Genomic DNA, 20,696 nt, shown 5'->3' with positions numbered 1-20,696 from the left:
AAGCGTCTTCAACCGATATGATTTTGTCTTAGTCACCGCCAAAGATGTTTCGTTGTTTGAAAGGATCATAATAAATTTCTGTGACCTTAAATTTTCCTTCAACCCGTTTGCATTGGATGATGATATCAATCATTGAAATCAATAGACCTCGAATATCATCACGCTCTAAATCACCTCCTCCTTCACTTTCTTTGACCAAAAGGGTCATTTGTTCAAAGGCCGCAAGGGCTGTTGAGGCATGAACGGTTGTGATAGAGCCTGGATGGCCCGAATTGACATTGCGGATATAATAAAAGGCTGTACCATCTCGAAGTTCTTGCAAAAGAATACGATCAGGACGCATCCGTAAAGATGATTCAAGCAATTCTTTGGGACCAACAGAAGCTAAACCTTGGCCATCTTTTGAATAGATCATTGAGACATGGTTAGGGTGCGGTATCACCAATTCTTGTGTGTCTTCAATGGTGATAATACGCTCGTCTTGAGGAATTTTGGCAATTAATGCTTTTGATAATGTTGTTTTACCCGAACCAGTCTTTCCTGCAATCAAAATATTTTTTTGGCATTTTACAGCCTGATTTAAAAAGGAAACAAAGTCTTTATTGCAGTAAGCATTGGCTAAATTATGCTCGATGATTTTGAGTTCGTTAAAACGCGTATAATAATCATTCAATGGTGTGAAAGAAACCTGCTCACATAACGAGAAAAGACCTTTATGGGCGAGCTCTTCGAGAGAAAAACTCTGCGATGAGGGTTTGCGAATTGTCATACTAATTGTGTCTTTTTCGACAGCTGGAGGAATGACAATTTGAATGCGCTCATTGCCTGGGAGAGTAGCCGATAATATTGGATTCCTGTCTGATATATTTTGCTTGGAATAGGACGCGACAACTTTCGCAATTCCCATCAGTTCATTAAAAGAGAGAGCTGGTGCTTCTATCGTTTCCCATCCATTAACCCCTTCCGTCATCACTTGATAGGGACGATTGATAACAATTTCAAAAAGACTCTCATCTTTCAAAAAAGTACTGATAGGTTCAAGTTTTGTGAGAACAATTGCGACGGCTTCATCGCTTAGGGTGTGTGGGTTTGGATTCATTTTAAGGTATCGCAGAATTTTTGTAAAAGTTTCTTGAAACAGCTCGATTGACAATCTGCTTTTTGTTTTCGATAACTTTCAGTTTATAAACGCTGGAAAAATCTAAATCGCGGGCAACAAAAACATTTACCATTTCCCCTTGGTTTTTAGATAAAGTTGGAGGAATATTAGCGTAATTTTCGACAAGAATATTTGCAATGTTTTGTCCTGAAGAGATTGTTTCATTCTCTTCTTTTTCTTGTTTTTTTGATAAACGTTTATTGGCATAGTTTGTTACATCTTTTATGAGAGATACAAGAAGTGCCGATCCAATCCTCTCTAACCAATGATTATCAATATCACCGTCAATACCAGAACGTCCTAAACTGTCTGTTGCCGGTGAAGCTAAGGATATAATGATACCATTGGGGGTTTTTGCTCTATTCCATAGCACAAAGAGACGTTTTTGGCCTTTTTTCAAACCAGCGCGATATTCACCAACAATTTGGGTGCCTTTATCAAGAAGAACAACACGACCATTGTCTGATAAAATATCTCTGGAAACGATACAACTAGCAAATCCTTGTTGATCACTGTTGATGGCAGTTTCTAAGATACAGGGGATAGAAGTTCCCATCGTAATGATATAATTTCGATTGCCAAGGGTTGAAGCACGAATACCTTCAAGCACTGTAGGTTTGAGAAGATGATTGAAGCGCTGTGTTGTCTCATCAGGTTTGCTGTCAAGTTGATGTGGCAAAGTGCCATTGTTTGCTTGTGCATTTGTTTTGCCTTGTTGTGTATTTGCATAAGCTAATACAGGAGCACGTTGGGCGGCTTCCAACAGAGGATCATCAGAATTTAATTGATTGATGTTGGGTGTTGGTAGCTCGACTTTGGGTAACAGAGCGTTCTTTCGGTGAGCCGGTTCAACGGAGGGAGGGGCAGGTTGTGCAGGACGAAAAAGTTCTGTTTGTTTAATAACTTTTCCTTCTTTTGGTCCTTCTTTTGAAGATTCAATCGATTGTTTTTTTTCTGTGATAAGCGTTGAATAGGCTAAATAAAGACAGACACTGAAAAGAATAACAAGAGCGATTGCTTTGCCTACATTGCTCTGTTGACTTTTTCCTTGAGCATTTTTTATTGTATCGCGATCGTTAATATTTTTTTCATCCACGTTGTTATTCATGGCTGCTTCCTATGTTCACTTTACGTTTTACAGATGGTGATGTTGTCCCTGTTTCAGGGTTAATTCCTTCTGGGACAAACCTTTTATTAAAGATGCACAATACTTCATTTCCACGTCGTAGTGTGAATTGTGCAGCTGTCGCATGAACAATAACCTTGTTGCCTTTAATTGATTTAGGAATGAGGGATTCTTGTCCATCAGGCGTTACAAGATAAATGGCTGGGATTTCAACATTGCCTAAAAAGGTAAAAGTTGTTGTTTTCCCATTATCATAGACAGAAGTAGGTTCAATGAGGGATGAGCCTTGGGCTTCATAAGCCCAATTGCGTGGTCCAAAATCTTCATGGATATTTAAAATATCATTGACAAAATTTTCTTCACGTTGTTCGGCTTTTGCCGCTTCGGCTAATTTCTTACGCAAGGCTTCATCTTCTGGGTAGCGAAACTTTACCAAGAAATAAGTCTCATTGCCGGCTGAAACATCGCCTTCACGGATTTGCAACTCAAATTGATAAGAGCGTTTTGTTCCATCTTGGCGGCTTGTAACGATTTGTAAATTGGTTACAGGTTGGACTTCTCGCGGCTTGAGAAAAACAAAGTGGCCAGCTGGCGCAACTTGCCAAGCAACGGAATTTCCAATTCCTACATAGGCGACTTCTTCATCATCGGCAAATTCCAGTTGAACTGAAGAGCGAATGGAACCAATGATTTGTACGACGTTGTAGGGGTCATAATTGATAAATCTGATGCGGTTATCTTTACGTGCACTCACAGGCGCAGTTTCCGCAAACGAGAGCACCGTATGAAAGCCGAGAGTGATTGTAAACGTTAAAAAAATTATGTGTAAAAGTCTGATCATTTTATCACCTCTGGATCAGATCTATATTCCGATACTTGAAAACCAAGGGGGTTAATGAGACGGTCAGAGGTTGAAATGTGTGCGTTAACATAAGAAAAATTTAAAATTGAAACCCAATGGGAAATAGTTTCTTTTTCACTAAAGTCTCTGACCGTTTTATAGTAACGGACTTGGATAAGATCTTCGCTTATAAAAGAGATTGATTTGATTGTGACTGTAGCAATCATGTTATGATAAATATTTTGTGGACTTTCTGGATTATTGCCCGCGTACCATTTTGCAAAACGGTTTTGTTCTTTTGCAGAAGATAAAAGAGAAACTAAGCGAAAATTGTTTTCTGCCTCTGAGGCTTGAAAACCTTCACGAGCACGAACATACTGGCTGGCAAAATAACGCGTTATCGCTTCATCATAGTCATTCGGGGATTCCTTTAGAGCACTTACAGTATCGATGATGCCTGTTGAGTTATCAACGCGGATAACAAAAGGCTCTACAGTTTTTAAAGGCGTCAAAGCTGCGACAGCCAAAGCGAGCGCAATCGTCATCAATCCAAAAAGCACTGTTAAAGCCATGGAAATTTTCATCCGCACGCGCATGCCATGCATGCGATCAATGTCAAATGAGCGTGCTTCTTTTATATATTCTTCAAGGGCATCACTTTTCACGTGTAACCTCCACAGTTTTATCAGATCGTGCTTCATGAATAACCGGCTTTAATAAAGCTGGATGAAGTGTTAGATTGGCTGTTTCTTTTTCACTGTCTAAAGTATTGAGAATGATGGGTGCGGTAACAGGTTTTACAGCCTTTTCTTGCAGGACAATATTTTTATTGTCCCAATTCCACTTATCTTTATTTAAAACACGTGTATGCTTGCCATTGCAGCGCGGTGGTTTTTTAGGACCACTCAAAGAAGCACAGCCGGTAAGGGCGATTGTTAGGATCATAACAAAAGTTATTTTTCGTTTCATTTTTTGAACTCACAAATATCTTGGAATGCAATGCATAAGAGCCTTTATTCCTGAACACTTTTACAAATTTATGTGATGTAATATTGTGATTGATTTTGTTGTAAGACCTAGGGTTTTAGGTCTTTCATGGAACAGGATCACGGTGCGTGCGCCAAAGGGCGCACGCAAGGCAAAAACAAAAATGCTCATTCTTTTAAGGAGGTACTTTATCTTAAAACCGACCACGACCACCTCCAGATCTTCCTGCTTTTGCTGCCGCGCCTGCCGCACCTTTGCCGGCAGCCCCTGAGATTTGTAAAGTGGCACTTTTTATTGCATTACCACTCGCTCTTGCACTATTGGCAAGCATTGTGAAAATCTGACCTCCTGAAGAGACACCAGCGTTAAAGTATGGTCCACCAGAGGCGAGAGCCGTTGCAATACTAGGAAGCGCACGAAAGATGATAACCCCTATGATCGAAATGACGATGACAGGAGGGAAAAGAACATAGATTGAATCATATGAAACTTTGAGAACCTGTAGGATCACTTGACATATAATGGTTCCAAGCATGATCACAAGAACTTGTAAAATAGTAAAATTAATCAAAGTTGTAATCCATGCATCACTGTATTTTCGCGTTGCATTGAACAAATATAAACTAATGAACAGAGGTCCAAGACCTATAATCATGACCAATGCAACTTGTGAAAACATTTGAACAATAAAACCACCTATACAAAAGAGAATAACAGCGAGAAGCATGATAGAACCAAGAAGCCCCACAACGATCTTTTCAAAAAACCAAGCATTGTATAAGACATCTTGATAGCGTTTACTTGCTTTTAACAAAATATAATCAAAAACATTGGAGTTGGCAGGATTACTGTTTAGTGCGTTTCCAATAGCATTGGATAAATCATTGAAGAAAATATCTTTAACATATGTGTTAAACGTCTCTGCGTTCGTTGCCATTGTCGTCACAACGACAATTTTAACAACATTGTTAAGAAGACTATGCATGGAAAGCGCAACGCGACCTGTCATAACATTATAGCCATAAAGGAAGATAAAAATGATTGCGGCAAGATTTAAGGGTGCTGAAATAGCAGAAGATAAACCACTCACCGTTGTGTCCATCACATTGTCGAGAGGTTTCAAAATATACCCAGAAATGCTTTCAAAGGGAGCAAAACTATAGTCTGACATCTGTACGCGCACTTTCAATTTTTTCTTTTAATTTTTTTTCTTTTTCTTCTAATGTTGCTTCAAGTTTTTTATGCTTTTCTTTCTCCTTTTCTTCACGCAGCTCCTCTTTTGTCTTCGTATCTCTTGCTTGAATCATATCAAGAGACTGAAGCTTTAAAGAACTCACCTGAAGACCTGCTTGAAGAAGAGAAAGCTTTACTTGAAGTTCTTGTTGAAGAGCTTGAAGATGCTGCAATTTTTCAAGTTTAGATGCTTTTTCAGCGTCCGTTGTCGCTTCAGCTGCTGTTGTATCTATTTTTGATTTAACTTCTTCAAGTTTCTTACTTATTTCTTCAATTTTTTTTGCAGTTTCAGTTGCACTTTTATAAATGGTTTCAGCTGTTTCTGATTTTGCAGCATCTAATTTTTGTGTGTTCTCAAGTGCTTGTTTATAATATTCATCAGCATCGGGTGTCGTTTGTGCTATTGCATGAGAAATAAAAGAAAAAGACAATAGTGTTACTAAGCCATATTTTTTCATTGATTTTTTCTCCTTTGATAAAATATGGGCAGCCATTTTTCAGGATCTGTTCCATATTCGTTTATAATTTCATTCATGAGTTCAATATTTTTGGTTGTGCCGCTTAAAACGGCGATCTCATCGTTCATTCCACGTAAGTTAAGTTCTGCAACAACAGAGCTTTGTCCTTGCTTGACGAGAAAACGACGGGATTCTCTACTTAATTCTGACTGTATCAGTTCAAATTCGCGCTCAGTGAGTTTGAAAGCTTCGACATAATCATTGTAATTTGCTTTTTGATTTGGAAAAAATATTTGGGTGGGGCATTGCTCAATAATTGTGTGTGCGATTGTAGAGTTTAAAGCATCTTTAGGGCTTTGTGTCGCAAAGAGCATTAAGCCATTTTGTTTACGAATTGTTTTAAGACGATCTTGCGCAAAAGCTTTGAATGAGTCATCTTCTAAAGCTTTCCAGAATTCATCAATGACAATAATGATGCGCCGTCCATCAATCAGATCAAGAATGCGGTGAAAGAGATACATCATCAAGGGACGCCGAATTTCTTCGTTGTCTAAGAAATCGGTCATGTCATAACCAATAAATTGTGCATTTAAGTTGAGATCATCTTGATCATTATCAAAAACCCATCCTAAATCATTGCCTCTAATCCAGCGTTGTAACCGCATGGCAATCCCTTCTTTGGATGTGTTGTCAAAAAACAACTGAAGGGCGCCAAGAGAGCGTTGTGTTGGGGGTAAATTTTCTAAGGAATCAATGGCTTTGGCAATATCTTGTCGCTCTTCTTCGGTCACCGTTTGCCCTTCAGAGGTCACAAGCTTTAAGATCCAATTACGAAGAAAGATTTTATTTTTTTCGTTGTATTCCATGCCCTTTAAGGGAGCAATACCGGTGGGCTGTCCATTTTTTAAAGGTTTATATTTTCCACCTCCAGCGCGTACAAAAATCTCTGCTCCTTGATCTTTGTCAAAAAAAACCATTCTCGGATTGTGTTTTTGTAATTGTGCAAGAAGAAAATTAACAATGACTGTTTTACCAGAGCCAGACGGTCCACAAACAAAAGTATTTCCAAGATCAGCATAATGAAAATTAAAATAGTAAGGTGAACCAGCCTGTGTTTTTAGCAATGCGACAGCAGCTCCCCAAACATTATCGTTTAATTTGCCAACGGGGAAAGAATGGAAGGGCGATAAAGCGGCAAAGTTTCTGCTGGTGATGGCGCCTGAACGCGCACGATAGCTAAAGTTTCCAGGAAGTTGTGCCCACCATGCGGCTTCCAATCCTAAATCTTCTCTAGCAATCACAGCTCCCCCATTGGTTAAATGGGAACGTGCCTTTGATAAGTTTTCAGTCAACATTTTTGGATGATCCGCAAAAACGGCCAAAGAAATGTGATGTTCGCCTAGAACAAAACGGTTTGATTCCAAATCATCGAGGGCTTCATCTAGCGCATCAATTTGTGAGCTCGCACGATCGGCCGCATTAATCATTTGATTTTGTTTACGGCTCATAATGGCACTAGCGGCCGCTTTACTTTTAAAAACAAAGGATTGTGTTAAGATGAATTCAAATGGTACCGTAAGCAAACCATCGGTCATACCTGGGCGTGTTTTAGAAGGGTATTCCTTCCATCCAAACATGCCGACAAAGCGTTCATTGCTCTCATGGCGAATTTCAATAATTTCTTTTCCAAAAATAACACGATCTGAGTAAATCGTTGAAGCAATGGTGCCAAATGTAAGAGGAATACGTTCACGTCTTCCACCCACCAATTGGTGGAGAAATTCACTTTGTTCGGAAAATAAAAGTCCTTCGTGCTCATAGATTGATAGGAGACGAACTTTATATTCTTCCAAACCTTGCATGAGATCTTGGCTTAGCTCTTCGAGTTTACGAATAGCTTCCTCATCGGGTTCAGATTGTGTTTTTTTTGCCTTGCTTAAGCGCTGAAAAAATGCAACCAGTCGTTCCGTTTTATCTGCTGCGGGATTCCAAAGCAGTGAAATAAACAGATCATTTCGATACAGTTCTTGCGAAACCATTTTCTTTTTATATTTTTCATCTAATTTTGTTGCAAAAGATGAAAGAAAATGGCCTTCTGGATAAATCGTTTCACGACGGCGGATGATGTGAGAATATAAAGCAACCCGCTCGTCTGCAATATTTTTCAAAAGAGTGTTCAATTGGTTGTGTAAAGAATTTAATTGATCAATATCGGCAGTGTCAAAATTTACACCTTCAACGGCCAACACAACCATCAAACAGCGTGAACTTAAAGCAACGACATGTTGGTTAATGTGACGTATATAGGGAATATATTCTTCGGGTAAAGTTTCCCGTTTCATCATTGACATCTGTTTCACCGGTTTCGTTCCTTCAGCTTAGTTCCTTATAGGTGCGGATAAGGCGTAAAGGGGAGGTTGAACCTCCTCCCCATCGGTTGAGGTTTTTCTGTTTTCCTCGTGTATTGAGCCATGCAAATAATACGCGAAATTGGTTGTGGTCATACTTTGTTACTTCTCGCAAAATAAAGTGCATCCCAATCCCAAGACCAAACATGGTAAAATCACTGGTCAAAATGAAAAGAATGGATGTTGCCATAACATTGAGCGCCATCGCTTCCATTGTAACACCGGCAAACATGGCCGGGCGCGTACAGGCAAGGAAAAGAGTATCTTCGTTCATTTATGTTGTGCCCGCTAACTTAGTGACGAGAGTAGGGGCACCAAAAACAATAGCAATCCCTAGAACACAGTAAGCTGCTTTGCGCAAATCAATAAAGCCGTACATCCAGCCAATCCCTACAGCAGCAACACATATAATGGCAATAAGTCTTGCTGTTGCACCTGTCATCATTGTGACAATGTTGCCTAAAACACCATCAAGATTTCCCAGACCACCTCCACCAGTAGCAGGAGTAGGAGCAGCATAAGAAAAATCTGATACAAAAACTGCCGTAAAAAGCAGCATGGTCACGATAAAAATGATGTTTTGGAATCTATTATCTGTCATTTTACCTCTCTTTAACAAACAATATTTGTTCATCTATCGACATTCCATTGCCTCTAACAACTGGAGAATTCTGCTATTTCATGACAGTCTAAACTCCTCGTTTTTTTGTTTTAAAAGTCTTGATAGCGGATCTTTATCACTCTCAAACTTTTCTTCTTAAAGAGACAGAAGTCTTTTTAAATTGAGATTGTGTTATATGAAAATGGCAATTTTAAGTTGTATTTTGGTAAAAATAACAATATTAAAATAATGCAAGAAAAAATATTATTCTTTACAAACTGTAGTTAATCTGCAACACTTATATTTGGATTTTTTCTTTAAAAACAAGGGGATTGCTGACAAATGATCTGAAAGGATAGGAAAACAATGAATTTTTTGAGCGAGCGTGTTAAGAGATGCTATTTAAATTGATTGTTATTATTTACATTATGGGGTCCATAGTGTGGGGATTAAGCCAATATAAAGATAAAATAGATTTCAGCATTCTTAAACCGTTTGAGATGCAAGATATTCAAGATATTGTTGATCTCTATCGAGAAGAAAAAAAGTTGGTTAAATCGATCTCCAAACAGCCATTAGAAAAAGATGAACCAGCTCTCAATTTGCAGAAGAGCATTTCACTAAACGATATTGCCAATAGTGCTGTTGTTTTTCATGGTAGGGCATCCGTTACGAGTGGAACCACATTTAAATTACTGACGCCTTCTGCGCAATCTTGGCGATCCCATATTACCCGTGATATTCATCTTTATGGTGTGGACACATGTGCACCACGTCAAAAAGCAAAATTAAAGGATCAAGAATGGCCCTGTGGTGCAGTTACAACGGCTTGGCTTGTCACCAAAACACTTGGTCAGGATTTATCCTGTAAGCAGGCTTTTATGCACAATGGTGTTTATTATGCACAATGTTTTGTTCAGGGGGTTGATTTGGCAGAAGCTGGTCTTGCAGAAGGTATGTTGGTCCTCTCAAAGGAGGGTAAAAATCCTATTCCAACGCAGTATCATCATGCGGAAGAAAAAGCACGCGGCAACAAGATTGGTCTTTGGTCAAGTCATTTCACCGAACCTTTAAAATGGCGGCGCGATAATGGATCTTACAACCCCTTTGCAAGTCCGTGATTGACTGTAACCAATCTATTGACTTGAACCTTAATAGAGAAACTTTATTCATAAAATTGCAACAGATCTTAGAGTAAACTGGAATGAGCCATGAGAATATTTGCATCTTTTTTCATAAAGATGAACGGATAACATTTCTATTTTTAAGAGAGATTTTCTCTTAAAATGGGCTCTCTTCTTGTGTGTTTTTCAAAAGAAGGGGATTGTCATTGTTGGTGGGAAAGGTTTTTCGAGTATTTGTGCTTGAAGGAGAAAGTGAGAAGATAAAAAACGCTCAAGAAACGGGGGTGTAGAGTGGGGTTGATCAATTTTTAGAGCGAGATTGATAAAAGTAAAAAATGAACATCCCACAAAATGGTGTAACATTTAATATAACGGATAGAATATTTTACAATAGATTTAAAAAATCATAGCAAGCGTTTTTTAAATTAGAATTTTGTTTTCAGTATTGGGCAAAAGCTGTTTATTTCTTCAAATCTACTAGTCAATCCGTCGTACGCTTTATGAAGCTTTCATACAAAACTATCTGCTTCTAAATGCTGTCTTCTCCATGATGGATGGATTTCAAATAGATCCTTACGAAAAAATCTTCATAAAAGTGTTTTGTATTTTTGGTTTTTTCTCTATATTTTTATATAGTTAAGTATAAAATAATTATAATAATATAAGGGGGCAGCAATGGTCGAAATATATGCAAAAAAGCATTGGAATTTTTGCTTTGATGACTTCGTCGCCTATTAAGAATGAGACTAAGCATTATAATGCTCATAGGCTTTCTCGCGTAAAGGTGGAAACTATTGACCATCTTTTCCATCTTCTTTTAATTCAGCTTTACGGCTTTCAAAAGTATCTAGAGAAATGTCTTTTAAATAATGGAGATTGCTTCACGCTTTTGTTTATTGCGCTCTTTAATAGGGTTACAACCTTCGCGTAAAACAGAGCGCCACCCAGTTACCAATTCACGGGCTTGTTTTAAAGAAACATCTCGCAACGCGCCCAATCCCATTTTACGACGACGCCCGTGAAGGGTATAGTGGTAAATTCATTGAGCATCCCCATCTTGACGCTTGTGAAGTAGCAAGCCGGCACCATCACACTATTTATCAGCCCGCGGGTGTTGCGACAGATCTTGGCATTTGAGAGCGTTCATAAGAGCCATTTTTAGTTCTTGTCTATACAAATTTGATCCACACACGCATCCTGCCTGTAATATGCAAGGGAATGGTTTTGATTGATGCAACATGGAATAGGTTTGAAATGAGAGAAGCTTATGGTATTGGAGACTCTCATTCAACATACAAAACAGTGAATTATCATTATAAATCAATGCGTTGTGCACCTTTATAACAGGCATCTTACGAGTCTTTAAGTATATTAAATGTGCATTGTTTAAAATTAATGGAATATCTACAGCGAAGAGGGGTTATTCTTTTATACGTAGAATGCTTGCCCTATTGTGCTGTAAAACACTATTGTTTGCGGTATGGTGATGTAAGGCACAAAAATTTTATGCATAGGCTGTTTTGGTGAGAGAGTGCGGTGAATATTCAGGGGAGGGCTTGTTGATATAACTTGGGGAGAGGAACCTTATGAAATGGGAAGCTGAGAAGGAGCTGTTCTTGAGAAGGTGGATCGTTTATCAACCGGTTTGGGGAGAGGGGCGTCCTTTGAGGTGTGGGGAGAAAGTCAAGAACAGGGCGTGTATCACCTTATACTCATGCTTTTAAATGCTTTAATTTTGATCACAAATTAAGTTTAAAATTGCTTTCTGTTTGACAGATGGGAGGACTCTAAAACTTTTTAAAAGCAAATATTCCTCTTTGCTCGCTGCGATTTCATCATAATGATACGGGGTGTTTTCTTTTTTGATGATATCAGTGTAAAAGAAGGAAACTGGAACCTTCAAAATATCGGAAATTTCCTTTAACCGCCCTGCGCTGACACGGTTTAAGCCATTTTCATATTTTTGAATTTGTTGGAAGGTGACACCTAAATGTTGACCTAATGTTTTTTGAGACATCTTCAACATTTTTCTTTTAAAGCGAATTTTTTTGCCTACAAAAAGATCAATATTAAGATTTTGATTTTGCATTTTTTCCCCGCCGGTTGCGAGCGCCCTCGCATGAGTATTCCGGGAGTTAAAAGCACTGAACCTAAATCAGCATTTTGCTTTTAGTGCTGAAAAGCACTTGGACATAGCAAAATCTCCCGGAATTCCGGGATACCCACAAAGCGGGGTCAATTCATGTTTTTAGGTTTCAGGCTTTTAATCCCTATTGGTCGTTGCGTATGCGACCAAGACACTTTTAAACTCATAAAGTAATTTTAGGAGATTGGCAATAAAAATAGTTTTTCTTGAAACGGATAGAGTTTTTAAATGAAAGGCTGTTTGCTTCTCAATTTTTTATGCTGACTCATTAAAGTCATGTTTTCAGCTCTGCTTTTCACAAAGATAAAGCTTGGTTTTTAAGCTCAAGCTATTCTTACTGTGTTGTTTTTAGCCAATAATCAAAAGGATTCATTTTGTTTTTCTTATGTGAGTGAGCAAAATGGTTTGTTTTTATACGGCTGAGATATTTTGATGATAGGGAAAAGTTTTCACGAGTGAACACTTTTCATTTAACATAAAATCAAAACATTATAGATTTTGTTGTCGTACATTCACATGTTTGTTTTCAAAGAGATATTTCTCAATTGCTTAAGCCCATTTATTATAACTCAATGGATTTATACTTAAGGAAGTGATTTTTTAAAGGGGGGCGTTATTCGTTTATTTTCCAAGTAAAGAATCAGCGTGTTTTCGATAAAAAACAAGATTAACGCAATTTTTGTTAGAACTAAAATTTTTATGAGAAAAATGAGCATTTAGCAATAATGAGCTTTTACTATCAAACATTTTAGAATTTTGCACAACTTAATAATAACTTATTTATTTTATCGTTTCTTATGATCTCTATAGACGATAAAAAGTTGGGATATGGTTTGAGAAAGCAGATGACAGAAGTCTTATCTTTCGATAAGTAATTTTGAAGTAAAATACGGCTTGATCAAAGACACATAGAGATAGGTGCATCATGAATGAACTTACCCATATTGAGACTGTGATAGCGCATTATGATGCTGTTTTTTGTGATGTGTGGGGTGTTGTGCATAACGGTGTCCATGCATTTGAACCCGCGTTAAACGCGTTGTATAAAATTCGACAAATGGGGAAAAGTGTTATTTTATTAACCAATTCTCCTCGACTACGGGAAGATGTTGCCGCCCAATTACAAAGCATGAATATTCATAGCGACTATTATGATGCCATTATCACTTCAGGGGATGTAACGCGTAATCTCATTTGTGCTGCGCCGCGTAAAGTTTTTTTCATTGGTCCACAACGTGATTTGGTGCTGTTTGAAGGGTTAGAGTCTGAATTTGTTGAAGAATGGGAAGCTTCTGTGGTCGTTTGTAGTGGTTTTCTTGAAGATTTTGATGAAGAACCCTCTGCTTATGAGGAGATGTTTCGTCGTATACGCGCGCGGAATTTACCTTTTATTTGTGCTAATCCGGATGTGATTGTCCATTATGGAAATAAGGAATTTTGGTGTGCTGGTGCATTAGCGCGTCTTTATCAGCAATTAGGGGGGGAAGTCCGCATTGCTGGAAAACCTCACGCGCCTATTTATGAGTGTGCCTTTGAAAAACTTCAAAAAATACGCGGGACAGTAGAAAAAAGTAAAGTTTTAGCTATTGGTGATGGTCTTTTAACAGATATTAAGGGGGCGGCTCATTTTGGGCTTGATGCTCTTTATATTATGGGGGGGATTCATTGTTATGATTATATGAAAAATGGTGTGGTGGATAAGCAAGCTTTGCATTCTTTGCTTGAGCGTCATGGTTATAGGCCACAAGCAATCATGTGGGCACTTCAGTAATGGCTAATTTTTTGCGTCTTCAGGGAACTCATAGGTTTCCTTCGGCTTGGCAGGAAGCCGTGTTGGCACTTGGAAATTTTGATGGTGTTCATCGTGGGCATCAGGTGGTGTTGCAAAAAGCCCTTGATTTGGCGCGGATAAAAAAGAAACCCGCTGTTGTTTTAACCTTTGAACCTCATCCAAGAAGTTTTTTTCAACGTTCAGCGCCTGTCTATCGTTTGACAGAGGCGGCTGAAAAAGCTGAAATTTTTAAAATCCTTGGCTTTGACGGCGTGATTGAGCAGCCGTTTGATGCACAGTTTGCTGCTCTTTCAGCAGATGAATTTATTCAGTCGATTTTAAAGGAAGTTTTTGATGTTTCCGTTGTGGTAACAGGCGAAAATTTTCAATTTGGTCATCAGAAAAGAGGAAACGTACATCTTCTTTGCCAAAGAGGAAAAGAATATGGATTTCAGGTTGTGCAAGTTCCTTGCGTTTCTCAACCATGCGTTTCTCATCCTCAAGATTCACAACCGTTGATCATTTCCTCGAGTTTTATTCGGCAACTTCTCTCACAAGGGGAAGTGGACAAAGCAGCCCATTTGTTAGGGTATCACTATCGAGTATGCTCCAATATTATTCAAGGCGACAAACTTGGACGCCTTTTGGGGTTTCCTACCGCTAATCAGATGTTGCCTCCTCAAGTTCGTTTGGCACATGGTGTTTATGCGGTACGCTTGCGTCGTGCGAACGGTATTTTGTATGATGGTGTTGCAAGCTTTGGGTGTCGTCCAACAGTTGTTAAAGATGGAGCGCCACTTTTGGAAACCTATTTGTTTGATTTTAACGATGATCTTTATGGGGAAAGCTGTACCGTTTCTTTTTTTCAATTTTTGCGCGGACAAGAAAAATTTGATGGGCTTGAACCTTTGATTGCACAAATGCACCGTGATGAAAAAAAAGCAAAAGAAATTTTAAAGACAATCCAACCATTATCACAGTTGGATAGGTTGCTTACTTTTAAAAATATACTCTAAGTTTATCTGAAAAAGAAAGAAGAGCGGTAAGAATAGCACTTAAAGTGATGATCATCACAAAAATATATTCCAAAACATCACGGAATATACGTTTTTCCCGTTGTTGAGAGGGAGAATCGAATATCTGAAGGTTTGATTTAGGCATTATCTTTTTCAAAGTTAATTTTATGGATTTTGTTATCATTCGAAAGTTTACTGCTTGTTTCTTTATGATCCGTTAAAACCCATGATAAAAAGTAAATGAATAAGCACACAACGTATTGGGCAAGAATAGATGAGAAGAAGGAAAAATACAGTTTTTAAAATTTCTTGTGCTTTTAACTTTAGAGTTTCATAAGTTTAAAATCGACGACTTTTTTATTTTAAAAGTTTATCGTTTCATGCAATTTGCATGCATTTTTATATTTTTAGGAGTGAATGTTTGTTGTATCTTTAAGAAAAAAGCTTGCTTATCAAGCTGTATGAGATGTCTACCATGAAGGAACAGTTCCAAGTGGAAGGTGTGAGACAAAAATGATTGACAGATTCTTGTTTACAGATCGGTGCGGATTAAAAAATCTTTGTCTTTTAAAATGGGTGGGAAGCGTAGGAATCCTGTGATTAAAGACGTGCTAAACGATAAAGATGCAGTGAACGCGTCCCATGATGGCAATAAGCGAGAAGAGGGAGAGAGGCTGTTTTTAGAATTGTTTGCATGGTTTCAACATCTGCTTTTTCTATGGTCGGAGGAGAAATGGGAATATAATAGGCTTGTATGCCATAGTCATTTGCGACCGCTTTAATGCTTGAAAAATCAGGTTGATGAGGTCCCTCGTGATTGGGACGGTTACAGATAATTGTTTTAAAACCAGCTTCTGCCAATGTTTTTATATTTTCTATGCTAATTTGGCCGCTGATAAAAATATCAGGATCAATTTGCTGTAAATTCATTTTTGTTGTTTCCCAATTGCACAATTTTTACAATACTTTAAAAGAACATAATGAAGGTAAGATGTTTCAATGGCATCTTAACAAAAATATTCTTTTTGTCGAGATGACTGGCTTGGAAAAGCGCGTTGTAAGGTACAAAGCCTTTCAACTCCGTAAAATGTTTACTATTCGATCTTGTGCAGTGAATTGATTTATAATGATAATCGAGCGTTCCTCAACTTGAATTAGGAGCCTGAAACCCCGTAAAATTCTCTTGTTTCAAGTCTGTTTCATGGTGTATCAATCAAGATCTCTTGCTTGCACGTTATAAACGAGAGCCTCAATAAGTGGAGCCTTATGTGGCGTGCAACTGTACAAGATAAGAACAAAAAAATACTTTTTTATGAACCGTTTCAAGTGCCAAGAGCTGTGTGTAACACTCACGCATTGGCAAAGTTGTGTGATGGGGGCGGTTTGCTCCTTCTCAAGCGTAAAGATGGGGATGTTCAATAAATTTACCATTATGAAAGATAACGTTCTCTATGGATTGTTCATTGTTCTCGCAAAGCATAGAACACCCTATTGTGTGGTTTGTTTATACGCAGAGCTATTCTTATTTTTCTCTAAGTTCATTTCACTTTGTCGCACATCAAGGATATAAATTAAGAGTATAAAATTCATTGTACATGCTCTCTTTCGTTCAAGAAAAAGGACAAGCCGGCATTATCATACACTCGTTACCAATGCTGCCAAAAGTTCTTGATATTTAAGATACGTCATAAGAAGTATTATAAGAAGTATTTTTATTCCTTTTTTTCAGTGTTTGTTCTTATATGTCAGCGCTCCTTGTGATGGCAGACAAGAGATTTTAATTGATTGAATATAAGAAAGGGAAAACAAAAGAATTTTATGGATTTTTATTCTCTCATTCAACATGTAAAAGCATGAACTCTCCTTGGTAATTTGTTATCTATTCAGGGCAGAGCTTTTTTGTTGAATCCTATGCAGTGGACCCTATGAAGGGTAAAGTCCAAGAGATCAAGATTATGGATAGAGCATTATTTACAGATTGGTGTGAATTTAAAAAACTTTCATTTTAAAGCGGGGAAAGAAGAGTGTATTTCTTGTCTTAAATGTATCGTTTTGTCCTCAGGAACACCATCTTCATAATATTTGGGGCTTATGCTAAAAGAATATTATAAAGATAAAATGAGGGGCTGTTATTTCTATCGTAAAAATAGGAAAAGTGGTTGTTTTGTAGGTGATGGGTGCTTGCTTCTTTTATTGTTTTCTGTATAATCGTAAAAACGATAATAATGAAAGACGTAAAGAATGATCATTGGACTTTTGAATCAAAAAGGGGGTGTTGGAAAAACCACGTTGAGCGTGAATCTTGCGGCTAGTTTTGCACGTACTGGTGAACGGGTTTTGCTTATTGATGTTGACCCACAGGGGAGTGCATTGGATTGGGCTGCTGCGCGGGAAGATGCCCCTTTTTTTTCAGTTATTGGTTTACCGCGTGCAACAGTTCACAAAGAGATTACGCAGATTGGTCATAGTTATGATCATATTATTATTGATGGTCCTCCCCGTGTGACTGACCTTGCACGGAGTGCTCTTATGGCTTCGGATTTTGTGCTTATACCCGTTTTGCCTAGTCCCTATGATATTTGGGCTGCTGATGGAATTGTAAAGCTGATTGATGAAGCACGCGTTTATAAAGAAAATATCAAATCTGCTTTTGTTATTAATCGTAAAATAGTCAATACAGCGATAGGGCGTGATGTGAACGAAGCTCTTGGCATATACCCCGTACATGTTCTTTCTTCTAGCGTTGCGCAGCGCGTGATTTTTGCAGAAGCTGCAGCACAGGGCAGAGCTGTTTACGAAATTGATAAACAAGGACCCGCAGCCGCAGAAATTGAAGCTGTGGCGGCGGAAATCAAGGAATTAGCGCGATGAATAAAAAAATTAAAATTGGTACGAAACCAACCAATAAGTCAATTCCTTTAACGGCTGATGCGTGGGTAGGAAGCCACAAAGAGAATATGGGTGGAGAGATGAAGCGCCTTACAATTGATATACCAGAAACTTTGCATCGGTTAATTAAGGTAAGTTGTGCAAGTCGTGGAACTAAAATGGCCGATGAGGTGCGCGAATTGCTTTCAAAAAAATATGGAAAATAAAAGAGAATATACGATAATAAGTGTGCTTTGGTTTGATTGTTTTTAAAAAGATGATATCGGTCATTTTTACATGATGTTAACCGTGATAAAAACACTCTTTTACGAGGGGTTTTTTATTTAAGTTGTTTTCCATAAGATTCATCTCATGAAAGAATTCTAGGCTTATGAAAAATCCTTCGTTTCAATTTTTCTTCTATAGATGTGATGATCATTCCACTCTGTTATTTGTATCGTAGCTGTAAAACAGAACGCCATTGATTTGCACATTCACGAGCTTTTTTAAGAAACATTTTTTAAGGGACCTAACTCCATTTCACGACGGTGCCTGTGAAGGGTATAGCGATAAATCCATTGAGTCCCTTCATCTTTACGCTTACGAAGAAGCAAGCCGGCACCATCATACACTTTGCCAGCCTCCAATGTTGCAACAGATTTTAGCTTTTGAGAGCATTCATAAGAGCCATTTTTAGTCCTTGTCTATACAAATTTTATCCACACACTCATCCCACTTGTTATGTGCAAGCAAGTGGTTTTAGTTGATTCAATATAAACAGGTTTGGAATAAGAGAATCTTACGATATTTGGGTTTCTCATTCAATAATGCAAAACAGCGAATTATGATTATAAATCAATAGTCGCCTGATAGGTAAGTTTATTCCTTCATAAATAATTGTCTTGATCATGTTTTTAAATGTGAAGTTGTTTTTTGTTTATTTTATTGAATGCAGGGATAAATGATATAAATTGACAGTAGCCTTGCTTCTTTTTTTCTGCTAGGGAAAACTTCCTTTTTAAAATTATATTTATGTATTCAGGGGGGATATAAGATAAATAAAATTGATTAATATGGGTGCGCTATAAGACTTTCTAATAAACAAAAGAAGTCATTGAGCATGTTAGAAAAAGTATTTCTTACATTTATATTGATTTTATAGTTTGAGATATTTAACGGATCCTATCTTGCTACGCAAGAGAATAGGTATTGTTTGCTTTTATCAGAGTCTATGAAATTGTTTTTTTAGAATTTCTATTGGTATTTAAAAAGTGCAGGGGACTTAAAGTTTTCTTTTTCAGCGGTTTAAGAAATAAGTAATGCGCAGTCGGATCATTGAAGGATATGTTGTTTCATTCGCAGAAAATTTGCAATGAAGATAGGCATGATGAATTTTTGATAAGATATTCGTACTGCTTCTCATGATGAAGTGGTTATTGAAGGGAAACTCTTGAAAGAAAAGAAGCGATTAAAAAGCTTTTTGAAAATAACAAGATATCAAAATTGCTGCTGAATTTTAAACAGTTCAAACACAAAGAGCAGCTGTGTAGATAACATTCCAAATGCAAGACTGATGAATAAAGCGGTCCTCATGATTTAACATATTAGCATTGAAAGTATACGTATTTGTCAAAGGAAAGTTATATGTGAGAGCGCGATACAGGGATTTTATGAATCCAACGACATTTTTATTAAAGTATAAAACAAAGAGAGGAGTAAAACGATGAATAAGATCATTATAACAGCACTGTTGCTTTGCACAGGGCTTGTCGCTGTGGGGTGTGAAAAAAACTACAGTGTTGAAGAATTTAAAAAAGATAAAAAATTGATGCAAGAATGGGGAAAGAAATGCGAGAAAATGGGACCATCTGCTTTTGAAACCAAGAATTGTCAAAATGCCATGCAAGCTGATATGGAACTTTTTCAGGAGCATTATAGAGATCTTGCAAAGAAACTCCGTGAAAATAGTACAAATGGGAATGAAACGGAGAAACAGCAGAATAAAAATTAAATTATAAAAAATGTTGATCGCAGTATTTTTCTTGGTAAGTGATTTTTCGTTACAGGTTGTGAAAAATCGCCTACAGAAGTGGGGGTTAAGATTTTTGAAAATGCACATTAATGGGATGCTCAAGTGTATCCAAACTTTGTTAATCTGAAAGAAGGGGAAGTTATTGACGAACAAAGTCATTATAACAGCACTGCTGCTTTGCACGGGATTTATCACTTTTGGCTGTGAAAAAACTTACAGCATAGAAGAGCTTAAGAAAGATAAAAAGTTACGCCTCGAATGGTAAAAGAAATGTTACTTAGGTGGGACTTCTATGCTTCAATCTAAAAATTGTGAGAATGCAGTAATAGCGGAGAGACAACTTATTTTTGGCGGTTAAAAACTATACTCAGATTTTGTAAATCTGAGGAAAAAAGATAAATTTGAAAGTATCAACAAAAGTAATTGTGACAACAATGCTTTTTTCTTTTTTTCAAGAGAGAGAGAGAATCTTTTCTTAAATATCACGATATATGCAAATAGAGTGGGATTGGTTATGTTTCTATAGCTTTTATTTTCATTTAGCAAATTAGCTAGTAGAAACAACCAATATCTTTTGATGCAGCAACTTAGGATAAAGGAAGCAGAATAGGTCTTTAGCATACAGAGCTTCTTTAAAGACTATTGTATTTAGATTAACACAAGGATTTTACAGTATTTATGCGTGAAAATAGAGTTATATTTAAATTATGCGTAAAAGATATTAATTTATATAGATAATTTAGCGTTATTCATATTGAGTTAAAACTCCCAATACCGTATGATTCTCTCATTTCAAATCTCTTTATATTTGATCAGCCAAAATCATGTATGTTTCTTGAACGCTACAAGCGGAAAGATCCGTGTGGGTGAAATTGCACAAGAAAGGCATACCTCTTATGAAGCATCTCGAGTGTTAAGGGAGACGT

20 protein-coding genes and 2 pseudogenes are annotated in these 20,696 nt (G+C 37.5%); 8 read left to right on the top strand and 14 right to left on the bottom strand.

Going from position 1 to position 20,696, the window contains the following annotated elements; all coding sequences use genetic code 11:
• Positions 1-28: 28 nt before the first annotated feature.
• The 10 genes from virB11 to B5V81_RS06745 form a co-directional block, all read right to left on the bottom strand.
• Entirely contained in the window at positions 29-1,099 is a 1,071-nt protein-coding gene (gene virB11 / locus B5V81_RS06790; RefSeq protein WP_120102119.1) for a P-type DNA transfer ATPase VirB11, read from the bottom strand.
• Position 1,100: 1 nt separating this feature from the next.
• Positions 1,101-2,267: a type IV secretion system protein VirB10 gene (gene virB10, locus B5V81_RS06785; RefSeq protein ID WP_120102117.1), complete on the bottom strand. Its 1,167-nt coding sequence runs from the start codon at positions 2,265-2,267 to the stop codon at positions 1,101-1,103.
• On the bottom strand, positions 2,260-3,126 hold the full coding sequence (gene virB9, locus B5V81_RS06780; protein WP_212112794.1) for a P-type conjugative transfer protein VirB9: 867 nt from the start codon (positions 3,124-3,126) through the stop codon (positions 2,260-2,262). Before virB9 ends, virB10 begins: the two co-directional genes overlap by 8 nt.
• A complete protein-coding gene (locus B5V81_RS06775; RefSeq protein ID WP_212112793.1) occupies positions 3,123-3,827 on the bottom strand; it encodes a VirB8 family type IV secretion system protein in 705 nt (234 codons plus the stop codon). Before B5V81_RS06775 ends, virB9 begins: the two co-directional genes overlap by 4 nt.
• The gene (locus B5V81_RS06770) at positions 3,781-4,095 is read right to left on the bottom strand and encodes a type IV secretion system protein VirB7 (protein ID WP_212112792.1); all 315 of its coding nucleotides are present in this window, start codon (positions 4,093-4,095) and stop codon (positions 3,781-3,783) included. The genes B5V81_RS06775 and B5V81_RS06770 overlap by 47 nt, the downstream gene beginning before the upstream one ends.
• A gap of 211 nt (positions 4,096-4,306) precedes the next feature.
• A complete protein-coding gene (locus tag B5V81_RS06765) occupies positions 4,307-5,284 on the bottom strand; it encodes a TrbL/VirB6 family protein (RefSeq protein WP_212112816.1) in 978 nt (325 codons plus the stop codon).
• Positions 5,271-5,804: a type IV secretion system protein VirB5 gene (locus B5V81_RS06760; protein WP_212112791.1), complete on the bottom strand. Its 534-nt coding sequence runs from the start codon at positions 5,802-5,804 to the stop codon at positions 5,271-5,273. Before B5V81_RS06760 ends, B5V81_RS06765 begins: the two co-directional genes overlap by 14 nt.
• Positions 5,801-8,155 (bottom strand): VirB4 family type IV secretion/conjugal transfer ATPase, encoded by a 2,355-nt coding sequence (locus B5V81_RS06755; protein WP_212112815.1) that lies wholly within the window; start codon positions 8,153-8,155, stop codon positions 5,801-5,803. Before B5V81_RS06755 ends, B5V81_RS06760 begins: the two co-directional genes overlap by 4 nt.
• 22 nt (positions 8,156-8,177) lie before the next feature.
• Positions 8,178-8,486, bottom strand: a complete 309-nt coding sequence (locus B5V81_RS06750; RefSeq protein WP_212112790.1) for a VirB3 family type IV secretion system protein — start codon at positions 8,484-8,486, stop codon at positions 8,178-8,180.
• Positions 8,487-8,813, bottom strand: coding sequence for a TrbC/VirB2 family protein (locus B5V81_RS06745; RefSeq protein ID WP_212112789.1), 327 nt, complete (start codon positions 8,811-8,813; stop codon positions 8,487-8,489).
• Positions 8,814-9,208: 395 nt separating this feature from the next.
• On the opposite strand from B5V81_RS06745, the gene B5V81_RS06740 reads away from it, so the two are divergent.
• Positions 9,209-9,934: a hypothetical protein gene (locus B5V81_RS06740; RefSeq protein ID WP_212112788.1), complete on the top strand. Its 726-nt coding sequence runs from the start codon at positions 9,209-9,211 to the stop codon at positions 9,932-9,934.
• Positions 9,935-10,734: 800 nt separating this feature from the next.
• Here B5V81_RS06740 and B5V81_RS08920 read toward each other — a convergent pair.
• Positions 10,735-11,015 (bottom strand): annotated as a pseudogene (locus B5V81_RS08920) (Arm DNA-binding domain-containing protein); the annotation flags it as partial.
• 651 nt (positions 11,016-11,666) lie between these two features.
• Complete coding sequence (locus B5V81_RS06730) at positions 11,667-12,026, bottom strand: helix-turn-helix domain-containing protein (RefSeq protein WP_212112787.1); 360 nt, start codon at positions 12,024-12,026, stop codon at positions 11,667-11,669.
• A 982-nt stretch (positions 12,027-13,008) separates the two neighbouring features.
• On the opposite strand from B5V81_RS06730, the gene B5V81_RS06725 reads away from it, so the two are divergent.
• Entirely contained in the window at positions 13,009-13,854 is an 846-nt protein-coding gene (locus B5V81_RS06725) for a TIGR01459 family HAD-type hydrolase (protein WP_212112786.1), read from the top strand.
• Positions 13,854-14,870, top strand: a complete 1,017-nt coding sequence (locus B5V81_RS06720; protein ID WP_212112785.1) for a bifunctional riboflavin kinase/FAD synthetase — start codon at positions 13,854-13,856, stop codon at positions 14,868-14,870. The genes B5V81_RS06725 and B5V81_RS06720 overlap by 1 nt, the downstream gene beginning before the upstream one ends.
• Positions 14,871-15,470: 600 nt before the next feature.
• Here B5V81_RS06720 and B5V81_RS06715 read toward each other — a convergent pair.
• Entirely contained in the window at positions 15,471-15,800 is a 330-nt protein-coding gene (locus B5V81_RS06715; protein WP_212112784.1) for a protein tyrosine phosphatase family protein, read from the bottom strand.
• A 336-nt stretch (positions 15,801-16,136) separates the two neighbouring features.
• Here B5V81_RS06715 and B5V81_RS06710 point away from each other — a divergent pair, with 336 nt between their 5' ends.
• From B5V81_RS06710 to B5V81_RS06700, 3 genes are all read left to right on the top strand, one after another.
• Positions 16,137-16,292: a hypothetical protein gene (locus B5V81_RS06710; RefSeq protein WP_212112783.1), complete on the top strand. Its 156-nt coding sequence runs from the start codon at positions 16,137-16,139 to the stop codon at positions 16,290-16,292.
• An 819-nt stretch (positions 16,293-17,111) separates the two neighbouring features.
• Positions 17,112-17,741, top strand: coding sequence for a ParA family partition ATPase (gene parA / locus B5V81_RS06705; protein ID WP_212112782.1), 630 nt, complete (start codon positions 17,112-17,114; stop codon positions 17,739-17,741).
• On the top strand, positions 17,738-17,965 hold the full coding sequence (locus B5V81_RS06700) for a hypothetical protein (RefSeq protein WP_212112781.1): 228 nt from the start codon (positions 17,738-17,740) through the stop codon (positions 17,963-17,965). The genes parA and B5V81_RS06700 overlap by 4 nt, the downstream gene beginning before the upstream one ends.
• Positions 17,966-18,204: 239 nt before the next feature.
• Here the strand turns inward: B5V81_RS06700 and B5V81_RS06695 are convergent.
• A pseudogene (locus tag B5V81_RS06695) lies at positions 18,205-18,429 on the bottom strand (Arm DNA-binding domain-containing protein); the annotation flags it as partial.
• Between the two features lie 1,032 nt (positions 18,430-19,461).
• Between B5V81_RS06695 and B5V81_RS06690 the strand changes: the two are divergent.
• Both B5V81_RS06690 and B5V81_RS09115 read left to right on the top strand, forming a co-directional pair.
• Positions 19,462-19,749, top strand: coding sequence for an EexN family lipoprotein (locus tag B5V81_RS06690; protein WP_212112780.1), 288 nt, complete (start codon positions 19,462-19,464; stop codon positions 19,747-19,749).
• Positions 19,750-19,912: 163 nt separating this feature from the next.
• A complete protein-coding gene (locus tag B5V81_RS09115) occupies positions 19,913-20,035 on the top strand; it encodes an EexN family lipoprotein (protein WP_212112779.1) in 123 nt (40 codons plus the stop codon).
• The last annotated feature ends 661 nt before the right edge of the window (positions 20,036-20,696 follow it).

The sequence above is a fragment of the Bartonella queenslandensis genome, assembly GCF_018155095.1.
GTDB classification, from domain to species: domain Bacteria; phylum Pseudomonadota; class Alphaproteobacteria; order Rhizobiales; family Rhizobiaceae; genus Bartonella; species Bartonella queenslandensis_B.
This window is presented reverse-complemented; position numbering and strand designations above follow the sequence as displayed.